The following is a 13,310-nucleotide window of genomic DNA, read 5'->3' as shown; positions in this document are numbered from 1 at the left end:
CAGCCGGAGCCTGACCGGCTGCACGAATTATCCCGAGGGGGCGATTGTGTCTAACGGCGAACTGCCAAGGGACGCAGATGGGTTACAACTCAACTTTTGTAAAACATTGGCGTGTGACAACTTTGGATTGAGTGATGCGAAGCGGTACGTTTTGCAGCATGCTAACCCTAAACGTCCGGCGATGGTATGCCGTGAATGTGGAGCTTTCCCCCCCTTACTTAATAACCGCGATGTAGTGAACGAACTTCATCGTCTGCGTCACGTTCATAGTGACGGGTTACCTGCTTGTCGTAATGATGATTGCGACAACTTCGGACTTTCTGTCCACACGCACAAACACCTCTATCACGCTTTCGGTTACAGTGGCGATCGCCAACGTTACCGCTGTAAAGTGTGTCAAAGTACCTTTGTTGATAAATGGTCTGGTGCCAACAAAAAGCTTCAATTCCAAGAGAATTTGATGGGCTTATTGTTTACTGGTTATTCCGTTCGAGAAATCTGCCGTAAACTCAGCATCAACCCAAAAACCTTTTACGATCATGTTGATCATATCGCCAGCCGTTGCCGCCGTAAATTGGCGACGATAGATGCTCGTTGGGTTAACCATGCAAAGCATTATGAACTGGCATCAAACTACGTCGCTCTGCAACCAAACAGCAACAATGGCGTGTATTGGATTGCTTCGGGTGAAGCGCATTCAGGCTACATTCTGTGTCAGCATGTGAACTACTCTTCTGATGATGAGCCAATCGCTGCTCTGGATCACAACCCATACGATGAGGTGTCTCGTTTCGTTTCGCAAGAATACACTGCAGAAGCAAGCGAACCGCCACCAACGCCATCTAAGAAGCTACGTGAACGCATCGATCAGAAGTACCAAACTATCTTGGCCCGTGGCAACGTAGAAGACCCATTGGGGAACCTTTCTGTCTTCCACTACCCATCAAAAGGCGCATTGATTCGTCCGCCTTACACCTCTTACGCACACTACCTCCATGTGTTGGATATGTGTTGCCCTGAAAAGCGTGTTTCTATCTACATGCCTCAAGATCCCCTGCTCCGCTCTGCTGCGTTGAGCGTTTGTTTATCTCGCATTAAAGAGAAAAGCGTCGATCTGATGTATGTCGAAGAAGACGCGATTTGGGACATGAACGCGCCATTTGGCAAAGTGGATATTGCCTACATGAGTTGGTGGCGTGACCGCTGGGCGATCTCCAGCCAATACGAGTGCAACAAGGGTATCTGTTATTTAGCTGGCGACAGAAATGAGCCGGAATCGTGGTTCAATGTGGCCACAACTCGCCATATCCAATTCTATCAAAATCGTTTTCAACTGCTGTTTGAAAGCTTTATCAACGAGCCACGTCGCAAATTGCGTCCTGCAGGCATATTGCCTCTTTTAGATATATTCAGAGCTTGGCATAATTTGTGCTATCAGGATAAGCAAGGACTTACTGCTGCTCAAAGGCTCAAAGTCACCGACGCACCACTCACGATCAAACAATTGTTATCATGATTATTTAACAGTTTACTCATTTAGAAGTGGTAAATAAGCGCGGAGCGCGGTATACATTACGGAATCCGATACCTTATTGGTGTGGCTGTTTTCTACACCGCAATGATATACGCATCTAACCACTTGTTTTTAGGTGTAAATTCCAGTTCGATAGTCATGGATGTGAACGTTGGATAAAAGCCAAATTCAGCTCGAAGCCGAGCTCAACGCCCTTGAAGGCCAGATAAAATCTGATCCTGAGCGAGCATTTCGAATCGCGGAGCAATGCCGCATTCGTTCAGAGCAAATTCTATTTGTAGATGGTGAGATTCGAGCGCTTATCGCGATGTCTAATGCTTGCTGGTGTAGCATGGATTATCGACATGGCTTAAAGCTGATCAAAGACGCTTACAACCTCCAAATTCAACTTGATACTGACGATCACCTTCCAAAGATCCTTCATTTATTCGCCTTGCAATATTGGGGACAAGCCAAATATTACTCTGCACAACAATACTGGATTAATGCCCTAGAGCAATCGGCTTTGGTCGACGATATCGAGATCCAAATCGAAGCATTAATTGGCTTAGGCAATGTTTGGCGAATCACCAACGAACACAAGCTTGCCGCCTCTACGCATGAACTCGCAGTGAAAGTGGCAAACAATGTCCGTATTGCTTGGCTAGAAGGCAAAGCCCGAATCCTGCTCGCATGGGATTACTACTTGCTGAACAATTTCGTTGAGATGTTGAGTGTGCTTGATGGTGCAACAGAAGTACTCAGAGATCACGACGACAGCACTTGGCAAGCAGAGATCTGGGATTTCAAAGGCCTTGCTTTGCTAGGATTAGAGCGACTTGATGCGGCAGAAGAAGCCACACAAAAAGCTCACCAGCTTGCGATAGAGCAAGACCTGACGTGGATGAAAGCGCATTCCTTTATCAGCCGTGCAAGACTGGAATTGCTGCGTAAAAACACAGAGAGTGCAGCAAGGTTGCTGCAATTAGCCGAGCAATCAGCACTCGCGTTCGATAACGGCGAACTGCTCAGCCAAATTTGTTTCCAACAATCACGTGTAGCCGAAGAGCAAGACGATTACGAGCTTGCTTTCCAAGCGTTCCAAAAATACCGTCGACACGCACTTAAGATGCTCAAAGAGCAAACTCATCGTGTCAGTATGGACAAAGCGCGAGGCTCTAAACGCCAACTCGAACAACGCGCGCGAAAACTCATTAACCGTATTCGTGCCCAACATGAATACGATCCAGAGAAACAGTTCTCAAACGTGGTGTCAGAGACTTACTGGTGGGAGCAACTGGTTCTATTCAAGACCGAGCTAAAACACTCCAACCATGCTGTGATCATGATCCGTCACTCAGATCCGGCCTTCCTAGACATCTGTACTGAGTTGGTCCATTCGCTCACTACATCTAGCGATCTTATCTCTCGCTTAAGCAGTGACCGCTTAGCGATGTTGATTGCAGAAAAGGACCAAGCAGCCGAAGAACTCTACCGCACCGTTTGCGCTATGTTAGACATCTATCCATGGAAACGCCGTGGTTTAACGGGCCCTAAGCCAACACTTTATCTACAGGACATCCTAACCTTCCCGTTCACCTTAGAGCAGTTGGAAGAGAGCCACATTGAGGTAATGAAGAATGGAACAACTGCTTAGTAAGGTGACGGATGCTGGCATGGATCCCTCTTCCGTTGCCGGTGAAGAAGCGCTAATCCTATGGGAACACATCCGTCTGCATATCGCCTCGACCAATCAAGAGAAGGCGCACTGCTACATCATCAGCGCGGAATATCGAAGTAAGATTAAACAGCTACAAGAGAGCATTGAAGAACTGCGTCATGCACTCGATTTACTTAAACTGCCAGAAGACGTTGAGGATATCCTCTCTGTCAAATCCAGCTTGAGTGACCGATTGGTAGAAAAAGGCGATTATAACTCTGCACTCACCGAGTACATTGCTTCCACCAACATTGCCGTCGAATACGGTTATATCGATGAGTATGTTCTGGCAATCATCGGCATGGGCAACCTTTGTGACGCGTATGGCGACCACAACCGCGCTCTTCGTTACTACCAAAAAATCGATGCGATTGACCATGCCATCGGCAGCCGTTCATTGAGATTACGCTATAAGCTGTACATGCTAGCTTGTTATATCAGTTTGCAACGTATAGGCGCGGCGACGGACCTCTTGAGCGAGTGCGAAGAGCTCAGTATCCTCGTCAGCGATAAAAATCTGACAGGACAAATTCACTTATACCGAGCTAAGTTGCTTCGACTGCAAAAAGAGTACAACAAAGCACTACTTGCTATCTCTCAGATTCAATACGCAACAGGCAAGCAACATACTGTTTGGCTCTCGACCATGGTAAAGATCGAGACGGCTTACTGTTTGAATGAAGTTGGTCATCAATCATTATCAAACCTATTGTTAGCTTCTACGGGGAAGCGCATCAACGAGCAAGCATCGCCTTTGATCGCGAATCGTTTTTATAACGCGATGAGCCAAGTGTGTGCTTCTCAAGGCTTGTTCAAAGAAGCACTTAACTACGAGAAAAAAGCTTTCCGAGTCGAATCTGATTTAGTGAAACATATTCCGATCAGTGAACTTGGCCCAGCTCAGTTGCGTCGCTTGAGTCGATTTGAATTACAGCTCAAGTTGATCCTTTCAGAGATTGAGAACAAAGAGCTCAAAGAAACCACTAAACAACATAAAAACACCGTTGCTCAGCTTCAACAAGATGTCTTTACCGACCCGTTAACGTCACTCCACAACCGTCGTTGGCTAGAAGTGAAGCTGAAAGACTTGTTGCTGCACGATACGCCATTTGCCCTAATGGTGATCGACATTGACCACTTTAAATCCATCAATGATGAGCTTAGCCACTTAGTGGGCGACAAAGCCATTGTGAACGTCTCCAAGGAGCTTTCTGGGTACTTCAAGTTCCGTGGTTCATCGTGTGTACGTTTCGGTGGCGAAGAGTTCTTGGTGATTCTAGAAAACACCGAGGTTGCCAAGGCAGAAATGCACGCCGAAAACTACCGCGAGCGCATTTACCAGTTTGGTTGGCATGAAATCTTAGGCGAGCGTGGCTTGACCGTCTCCATCGGCATTACCTTACATCGGGAGGGTGAGAATACTCAGCGCACCTTCTACCGTGCCGACAAAGCTCTATACCGCGCGAAAGCCAATGGTCGAAACCAAGTGTGTACTGAGCTATAAGCCAGATTTTCAATCTATAAAAAACGCCCCAGCTCAAACCGGGGCGTTTTTGTATATTGCTTCAACTAACTAAGAGAATGTTTTAAAGGAAGAACAGCGAAATACCACCGAGCGCGACTAATGTTCCAACCACGCTCTTCGCTCCTACCTTTTCACCTTTCATAGCGTAAATCACTAAGATAAACAGTGGGCTAGTGGCGATTAAGGTTTGTGCTATCGCTGGGTTGGCGTATTTCAAAGCGATTTGTTGTAGCCAAAGCGCGAGGAAAGTACCGACGAAAATCGCTAATAACAGCCATCCCATCGCCTTATTACCCATCTCTTGAATGTGCTGCTTGATGCCTTTAAACGGTGCTGGCTCAACGACTTTAATCACCAAACAAACCGCAACCACACCAATGCTGAGTCTGATTAATGCCCCCAGCAAAGGTGGAAGATCCCCTGCCACCAATGCATAGTGAGAAATCACCACCCCCGTTGCCTGGCATACACTCGCCAACAGACCAAATCCGATACCACTCCAATTGGTTTCTTCACCTGTTGAAGAGGGCTGAAAGACAACAAAAGTGACTGCAGCGGTCGTCACTACCACACCAAGCCAACTTTGTAGCGTCAGCTCCGAGCCAAGAAACACCAACGCAAGCACTCCTGATAACGGTGGAGCAAGAGATTCCAACAATAACGTTTTATTTGGTCCGATACGTTTTAGTGCAGAAAAGTAAGCGCTATCACCAATGGCAATACCAATGACACCGGACACTGCTAATACAGCAAGGTGAATAGGTTCGATTTGGCTTGGCAGACCTTGGGGGAGAAAAGGAATCACGACCAACATCATCATCGAGGCGATCACCCCTTTGACAATGTTAAGTTGCATGGCAGAAAAACGATGTCTGAATTGACTGTATATCCAAGTCGCACATGCCCAAACCATTGCGGCGCTTATCGCGGCAATCTCACCAGAATATAGCACTGTTTACTCCTTCGTATTCCATGCTGTATCTCTCAATAACTGTGAATTGAGCTATAAATAACTTGATTCACTTATTGTTCTATCAAATACTTAAACAGTTAATTTACGTAAGTTTTTCTATTTAGCAACAAGCACAGGGAAGTAAGATGTTTCTAGACTATTTTGCACTTGGGTTACTCATTTTCGTTGCTTTGGTTATCTTCTACGGAATCATCGTGATTCACGATATTCCTTATGAAATAGCAAAAGAGCGCGAGCACCCTCACCAAGACGCAATACACTACGCAGGCTGGGTTAGCCTTTTCACACTTCATGCACTTTGGCCATTCCTATGGATCTGGGCAACGTTGTGGCGCAAAGAGAGAGGCTGGGGCTTCAAGCAACTCGAACAAGAAACTCATGATATCCATCATCGCCTTGAAGAGCTAATTGATGAAGTCAATGAATTGAAAAAAGAAGTCTCTACGCTGAAAGGTGAAAAGCCAGCATCGAGCACTCCAGCACAAAAAAAACAAGGTAAGGAGGAACAATAATGGATTTACTACTGGTTCTGACTTACGCCGCGCTATGTATCGCGATTTTCAAAATCTTTAATATCCCATTGAACAAGTGGACAGTGCCAACAGCCGTACTCGGTGGTGTGGTGTTGGTCGGTACACTTATCTTATTGATGAACTACAACCACCCGTTTACTCAAATTGGTAACCAAGTGTTCTCAACCACCCCTGTTGTTTCAGGCGTTCGTGGTCGAGTCATTGAAGTTCCGGTTCAACCAAACCAACCGCTACAAAAAGGTGATGTACTCTTCCGTATCGATCCGATTCCATTCCAAGCGGAAGTAGACAAGCTAAGAGCAAAAGTAAAAGAAGCAAGCCAAGGCGCACTTGGTCTTGAGTCTAGCGTTCAAGAAGCAGAAGCAGCGGTCATCAAAGCGCTTGCAGAACGTGATAAAGCGCAACGCGAATTTGATCGTTACCAACGTGGTTTCGATCGTGGCGCCTTCACCGAGCAACAATTAGATACCCGTCGCCAAGCGTTCAAGGCCGCGCAAGCAGCACTAGAAGTGGCGCAATCAAAGCAAGAACAGGCGCAAATCGCGCTCGATTCTGAAGTGGGTGGTGAAAACACGCAAGTCGCGTCACTATTGGCCGAGTTAAGAAAAGCTGAGTTCAATTTAGAGCAAACCGTCGTAACCGCACCAACGGATGGCTATGTAACGCAATTGGCACTGCGTCCAGGTGTGATGGCTGTACCTTTGCCGCTCGCACCAGTAATGACCTTTGTCCATACCGAAGACAAGCTTTATACGGCAGCGTTTCGTCAGAACTCATTGCAACGTCTAGAGCCTGGGTTTGAAGCGGAGTTTATGTTCCGTGCATTACCGGGCAAGGTGTTTAAAGGTCAAGTGGTCGATGTGTTGCCAGCCATTGGTGAGAGCCAATTCCAAGCGCGAGGCTCACTGCTTGGAACAGAAGCTCTACGCACCAGCGGTCGCGTGTTCGTGACATTAAAAATCACGGACGACCTAGAAGAGTATCATCTGCCGATGGGTACAGCGGTTGAAGTCGCCGTTTACTCAGATAGCTTTACCCACGTATCTATCATGCGCAAAGTCCTTATTCGTATGAAGAGCTGGCAAAACTACCTATACCTAGACCATTAATTTATAGGTGAAAAAAACCATCGCAAGGTGTAATCAGGGGCTGACAGTCAGCCCCTGATTTCATTCTAGCCATCCAGACAGATAGCATTCCCACTTTTATCAATATTCTGTATAATGCGCGCCTTATTTTTGATGCTTGCTGAAAAACTAAGCCAGTCAATGAGGTGCGTGAATTCAGTCACACATTTCTTGAAGAAAAATAGAGCAAACAATAAGCAGCTTGGTTGTTTCCAAACTTTGTTACACAATCAGCGCTGCAAAACAAAGCAAGTGAACGTTCTTTAAAATCGACAATTGAACTGAGGTTATCTATGAATCTTTCTGCTAAAACCGTGGTGGTTATTGCAATCGGTGCTGCACTATACGGCATCGGCGGTTTGCCAATGTTTGGCATCCCTGTGTTTGCAAACACGACGCTGAAACCAGCAATGGCGGTATTGGCATTGTTCTCAGTATTATTCGGCCCTCTGGTAGGCTTCTTGGTTGGCTTTATCGGCCACTGGGTTACCGACCTATTTGCAGGCTGGGGCGTATGGCTCACTTGGGTACTTGGTTCAGGTATTGTTGGTTTAATTATCGGTCTTTTCCCTTCTCTGACTCGCAACCGTTTAGAGAAAGGTGACTTCAATATGAAAGACTTCGCGTTGTTCGTGGTGCTTGCTCTGCTGGGCAACGTATTCGGTTATGGCTGTTCAGCCTTCCTAGACACCATTTTGTACGCAGAACCGTTCACTAAGGTATTCACACAGTTGTCGATCATCGCGCTGGGTAACACTATTCTTATTGCTATTGTGGGCTTCTTCATTCTTAAGTCTGTCGCAAAACGTAACAAGCAAAGCCGCAACTTAACAGAGGCTTAATGTCGAATGACAATCGAATTTTCTAACTTCTCTTTTAGATATGAGTCGCTGGACAAACCGACGCTAAAAAATATCAATCTAAGGATAGAGAAAGGAGAGAAAATCGTCATTATCGGTCCAAGTGGTAGTGGTAAATCTACCCTTGGCCAATGTCTTAACGGACTGATCCCACACGCTATCAAAGGGGAAACCAGTGGCAAACTGACCATCAATGGTCAAGACACCGCCCCTTTTGACATGCACCAATTCACCGAACAAGTTGGTACCGTACTGCAAGATACGGACAGCCAATTTGTTGGGTTGAGCATTGGTGAAGACATCGCATTCGCGTTGGAAAACCAATTGATGTCTAACATCGACATGTACCCTTTGGTCAAAGCTACAGCCAAAATGGTCGATTTGGAACAGATGTTAGGTCGTTCTCCTCACGATTTATCAGGCGGTCAAAAGCAGCGCGTTTCTTTGGCGGGTATTTTAGTCGATGACGTTGACATCTTATTGTTCGACGAACCACTGGCAGCCCTTGATCCGAAAACGGGCAAAAAGACCATCGAGATTATCGATGACCTGCACCGCGAAACGGGCAAAACCATCATCATTATCGAGCACCGTCTTGAGGATGTACTGCATCGCTCTGTTGACCGTATCATTCTGATGGAAAGTGGTGAAATCATCGCAGATACCACGCCGGATGAAATCTTAACGTCCCCGCTTCTTGAAGATTACGGTATCCGTGAGCCTCTTTACCTTTCTGCTTTGAAAGAAGCAGGCTGCGCGATTGAAGGCGATGCAAAGCCATCGAGTTTAAGTACATTGCCATTGGCGCAATACCAATCCGCCGTCAGTGCATGGTTTGAAACCTCAAAAGCAACCAACATTGAAAAGCAAGACGAGACTCTTCTGGCTGTTCGTAACCTTACCTATTCATACGATGGTGAGAAAAACGCGCTTGAAGACGTTAGCTTCGATGTAAAACGCGGCGAATTCGTTTCGGTTTTGGGTAAAAACGGTTCCGGCAAATCCACCATCACTAAGCTTGTGATGGGCGTGATTGAACCAGACCAAGGTTCGATGATCTTGAACGGCCAAGACTTAAACGAGCTAACCATTTTCGAGCGCAGCCAAAAGGTTGGCGTGGTAATGCAAAACCCAAATCATATGATTTCGCATCACATGATTTTCGACGAAGTGGCTTTCGGCCTGCGTAACCGTGGCGTTGAAGGGAACCAAATCGAAGCGAAGGTATTGGAAGTCCTTGAGCTGTGTGGTTTGAGCAAGTACCGCCATTGGCCAATTGAGGCCTTAAGCTACGGTCAGAAGAAGCGTGTGACGATTGCATCGATTCTTGCTTTAGAGCCTGAGCTTTTGATTCTGGACGAGCCTACTGCAGGTCAAGATTATCGTAACTACACATCAATGCTGAGTTTTATCGAGAAGCTTAATCGTGAACTTGGCATTACGGTGATGATCATCTCTCACGACATGCACTTGGTTTTGGAATACACCACTCGTTCCATCGTGATTGCCGATAGCAAGTTGATTGCTGACGCGCCAATGACTGAAGTATTCAGCAATCCAGCTTTGTTAGACCAAGCGAACCTGACGACAACCAGTTTGTATGAACTGGCGACTGAGTTAGACATAGAAAACACGAACGGCTTTATGCAGCACTTTATTGACGTTGAAAAAGCGCGCCGAGAGCGTGATAACAAAGCCGATGTACAACCTTCAGAAGCTCAAGATTCACAAAATAATGATGTTAAGAACATTGAGAAAGTAGTGGCATGAAAGACAACAAGATGAAGTTTGGTATCAACTACATCGATACCCAATCGCCACTGCACAAACTCAATGGCATCACCAAGTTTTTGATGTTCATTGCCTGGGTAACGGTGGTACTTACGACCTTTGATTTGCGTATCATCGCTCTACTGATCGTTGTAGGCCTTGGTTTGTTAAGAATGACCAAGGTACCTTTCCATGTCTACAAGCCTTTACTGATCGGTACAGGCAGTGTTTTGTTGATTAATGCGTTGTTTATGTTCGCATTAGCGCCGCAGCAAGGCAGTGAATACATGGGCTCGACGACGGTATTGTTGTCGTTACCGGGTAATTACTCACTCACCCAAGAGACCTTGTTCTATTTGGTTACCGTGACACTGAAATACTTCAGCATGTTCCCTATTGCTTTGGTGTTTGTGTTTACCACGCATCCTACTGAATTCGCAGCAAGTTTGAACCGCATGGGTGTGCCTTACAAAATCGCTTATGCCGTCAGTTTGACCTTACGTTACTTACCAGAAGTGAAGAAAGACTTCGTGAACATCATGCACGCTCAACAAGCTCGTGGTTTAGAACTGAGTAAGAAAGCGCCGTTGTTTACCCGTATGAGGAACGTTTCTAAGATCTTAGGCCCTTTGATTTTCTCTAGCCTAGATCGCGCCGACCAAATCTCTAACGCGATGACATTGCGTGGTTTTGGCCGTCGCTCTTCTCGTACTTGGTACAGCCTAAAGCCACTGACCAAAGCCGATATGGTATGTATGGCCGGCATCGTCGTGATTGTTGCTGCAGCGATTAGCAAACGCGTTATAGACACTCAGCTGTTTTGGTATCCGTTCTAAGCGAACCGGTCTCGCGTTGAAAACCGAGTACAAAAATGGGATGCCTCTGCATCCCATTTTTATAACCAGCTTTCGCGCTAAGTTATTAAGTAGTAAGTACTAACTTAGTTCCATCTCAACACACGAGTCTCATTTCCCTCTTCCGGCTTGGCAGGAATGTTCAAAGAAAGCAGCAAGCTCACTGCGGCCATAGCGGCACCAATGTAAAACACGCTTGAAGGCGAAACCAGCCAAATCACACCAAAGGTTACTGGAATCACGACAGCGGCAATGTGGTTGATGGTAAACGCCACACCCGCCGTTGATGCCATGTCTGCCGGATCGGCTATCTTCTGGAAGTAGGTTTTGATTGCAAGTGCCAAAGCGAAGAACAGATGATCGACCACGTACAGTGCTGCCGCCCACTCCGCAGTTTGTACTAAACCGTAACCGACGAAGACAAAAATCAGTCCCACATATTCAAACATCAAGGCTTTGCGCTCACCTACGACACCGATGAAACGTCCAATACGCTTAGCGAAAAGAAAGTTAAACAAGTAGTTGATTAAGAAGAGAAGCGTAATGTCTGCAGCCGAATAGCCAAACTTCTCAACCATCAAGAATCCAGCAAAAACCGTGAAGATTTGACGTCGTGCACCGCTCATAAAGGTCAACGCGTAGTACAGCCAGTAACGCTTACGCAGAACAAGCTTCTTATTTTGTGGTACTTCCGTTTTGAATTCTGGGAAGGCAAACGCCATGATCATAATCAACACAAAACCAATACCACCAGCCAATAAGTAGACGGTTTTGAATTCCAGTTTCAACTGCTCCAACAGCACCCAAATTGCACCGTATGTGAACAGTGAGGCTAAGGCTCCAACCGAAATGAACTTACCCAGCATTTCCGGCGCTTCTTCCTTAGAAAGCCATTGCAAGGACAAAGATTGCTTCAGTGTTTCGAAATAGTGGAAGCCAGTCGACATCAACAAGGTGGTAAAAAGCAATCCAAACAAAGATGGGAAGTAACCTGTGATTGCCGTGCCGAGTGTCAGCATGGCGAGCGAGACCAACATAAAACGTTGCTCACGGATAAACAGCAAAACAAACACAACAGTGAAAGCAAGAAAACCGGGAATCTCACGCACACTTTGCAGTAAGCCGATATCGGCTCCATCAAAGTTGGCTTTTTCGATAACGAAGTTGTTCAGTAACGCCATCCAAGTGGAGAAGGCAATAGGAACAATAATGGAAATCAGCAGAAGAAAGTTTTGTGGCGTTCTCCAACTTTTCTGTGGCGTATTCATGATGAGTCCTTAGAATATGAAGCCGTCATCATACCGCCAAATGTAACAAATTCGCAATATCATTATAATTTAACCTTTCTTAGTACTTTCTTTTAATTTCATCAGGTTAGGTAAAAAAATGGCACAGAAAAAATTCGCTACCGTCCATTTTATTTGATGATAATTAAAACAATTTTTACAAATTGAAAATTATGACCGCATTCCTTCGTATGAATCGTAGCCTGACCGCTCATAGACCAAGGAAAGATACGTGCTTCTTGTTCAACTCTCAGAAGGTTATACTGTTGCGTATCAATGGTCATTTTGACGCAAGCCTCTGAAATCCAAAGTTTGATATGATGAAAAAACAAGTCCTGTTTCTTTGCACCGGTAACTCCGCTCGCTCACAACTTGCCGAAGCGATCTTCAACCATATGGCAGGTGAAATGTTCCATGCCGAAAGCGCAGGAGTCCACCCAAGTGACGTCGACACAAGAGTGTTTGATGTATTGAAAGCGCATCAAATAAGTAATGAAGGACTTCGCTCGAAAGACTACGCAGAAGTGGAAAAGAATCACTATGACTTCGTCATTACATTGTGTGATAACGCCAAAGATGAATGCGTGATCTTCGACCAAGACATCGACCAATTGCATTGGAATCTCATCGATCCAAAACCGCTTGAAGGTGTCGAACCTTTCCAGAATACGGCAAAAGAATTGATTGAGAGAATCGGTCTATTTCTACTGCTCAACAGTGAAGAAAACCGCACACAAGTGGATCCGAGCAATTTCTTTAAGCTGATGAGCGATCCGCTGCGACTCAAGATATTGATGCTGTTAGAAGATGAACAAGATCTAACCGTAACCGATTTGAAAAACGCTTTGAATGAAAGCCAGCCAAAAGTCTCTCGCCACCTGGCTTTACTAAGAGACACGACATTCTTGAAAGATACCCGACATGGTCTTTGGATTCATTATCGCTTATCCCCATCTTTGCCTATGTGGATTAAGCATTTACTCCAAACCGTTCGCATTGGGAATCCAGGCATAATTAACGCAGAGAAGTCACGTTTAAAAGCCGCACAAAACAACGAGCAATAGTCGCTTAGCTCTCTTTTAATTATCTCTCATCCCCTCGAGGCACTGCATAAAATTTTTATTGTAAGCAGTGTCTCCTTGTCATGCT

At 45.7% G+C, this 13,310-nt stretch carries 11 protein-coding genes; 9 read left to right on the top strand and 2 right to left on the bottom strand.

Features of this window, described 5'->3' with window-relative positions:
- Positions 1 to 46: 46 nt before the first annotated feature.
- The 3 genes from GXP65_RS05740 (at position 47) to GXP65_RS05730 (ending at position 4,737) form a co-directional block, all read left to right on the top strand.
- Positions 47 to 1,516, top strand: a complete 1,470-nt coding sequence (locus GXP65_RS05740) for a hypothetical protein (RefSeq protein WP_005432200.1) — start codon at positions 47 to 49, stop codon at positions 1,514 to 1,516.
- A 169-nt stretch (positions 1,517 to 1,685) separates the two neighbouring features.
- Positions 1,686 to 3,170, top strand: coding sequence for a hypothetical protein (locus GXP65_RS05735; protein ID WP_162092276.1), 1,485 nt, complete (start codon positions 1,686 to 1,688; stop codon positions 3,168 to 3,170).
- Positions 3,154 to 4,737 (top strand): GGDEF domain-containing protein, encoded by a 1,584-nt coding sequence (locus tag GXP65_RS05730; RefSeq protein WP_005432204.1) that lies wholly within the window; start codon positions 3,154 to 3,156, stop codon positions 4,735 to 4,737. Before GXP65_RS05735 ends, GXP65_RS05730 begins: the two co-directional genes overlap by 17 nt.
- A gap of 82 nt (positions 4,738 to 4,819) precedes the next feature.
- Here the strand turns inward: GXP65_RS05730 and GXP65_RS05725 are convergent, their stop codons facing one another.
- Positions 4,820 to 5,710 (bottom strand): DMT family transporter, encoded by an 891-nt coding sequence (locus GXP65_RS05725; RefSeq protein ID WP_162092275.1) that lies wholly within the window; start codon positions 5,708 to 5,710, stop codon positions 4,820 to 4,822.
- A 146-nt stretch (positions 5,711 to 5,856) separates the two neighbouring features.
- Between GXP65_RS05725 and GXP65_RS05720 the strand changes: the two genes are divergently transcribed.
- From GXP65_RS05720 to GXP65_RS05700, 5 genes are all read left to right on the top strand, one after another.
- A complete protein-coding gene (locus tag GXP65_RS05720) occupies positions 5,857 to 6,243 on the top strand; it encodes a DUF3302 domain-containing protein (RefSeq protein ID WP_162092274.1) in 387 nt (128 codons plus the stop codon).
- Positions 6,243 to 7,373 (top strand): HlyD family secretion protein, encoded by a 1,131-nt coding sequence (locus GXP65_RS05715; protein ID WP_005432207.1) that lies wholly within the window; start codon positions 6,243 to 6,245, stop codon positions 7,371 to 7,373. Before GXP65_RS05720 ends, GXP65_RS05715 begins: the two co-directional genes overlap by 1 nt.
- Before the next feature lie 311 nt (positions 7,374 to 7,684).
- Positions 7,685 to 8,233, top strand: a complete 549-nt coding sequence (locus tag GXP65_RS05710; RefSeq protein WP_005432209.1) for an ECF-type riboflavin transporter substrate-binding protein — start codon at positions 7,685 to 7,687, stop codon at positions 8,231 to 8,233.
- A 6-nt stretch (positions 8,234 to 8,239) separates the two neighbouring features.
- The gene (locus GXP65_RS05705) at positions 8,240 to 10,021 is read left to right on the top strand and encodes a DUF3744 domain-containing protein (protein ID WP_162092273.1); all 1,782 of its coding nucleotides are present in this window, start codon (positions 8,240 to 8,242) and stop codon (positions 10,019 to 10,021) included.
- Positions 10,018 to 10,857, top strand: a complete 840-nt coding sequence (locus tag GXP65_RS05700; protein ID WP_162092272.1) for an energy-coupling factor transporter transmembrane component T — start codon at positions 10,018 to 10,020, stop codon at positions 10,855 to 10,857. The genes GXP65_RS05705 and GXP65_RS05700 overlap by 4 nt, the downstream gene beginning before the upstream one ends.
- Before the next feature lie 104 nt (positions 10,858 to 10,961).
- On the opposite strand, the gene GXP65_RS05695 is transcribed toward GXP65_RS05700, so the two are convergent.
- The gene (locus tag GXP65_RS05695; protein WP_045396355.1) at positions 10,962 to 12,143 is read right to left on the bottom strand and encodes an MFS transporter; all 1,182 of its coding nucleotides are present in this window, start codon (positions 12,141 to 12,143) and stop codon (positions 10,962 to 10,964) included.
- 335 nt (positions 12,144 to 12,478) lie between these two features.
- On the opposite strand from GXP65_RS05695, the gene GXP65_RS05690 reads away from it, so the two are divergent.
- Positions 12,479 to 13,225 carry a metalloregulator ArsR/SmtB family transcription factor gene (locus tag GXP65_RS05690; protein ID WP_162092271.1) on the top strand — a complete coding sequence of 249 codons (747 nt, stop codon included), beginning with the start codon at positions 12,479 to 12,481 and terminating at the stop codon, positions 13,223 to 13,225.
- The last annotated feature ends 85 nt before the right edge of the window (positions 13,226 to 13,310 follow it).

The organism is Vibrio sp. LB10LO1, assembly GCF_010092875.1.
GTDB classification, from domain to species: Bacteria; Pseudomonadota; Gammaproteobacteria; order Enterobacterales; family Vibrionaceae; genus Vibrio; species Vibrio campbellii.
The sequence above is the reverse complement of the archived record's forward strand: the minus strand, read 5'-3'. Positions and strand labels throughout refer to the sequence as shown.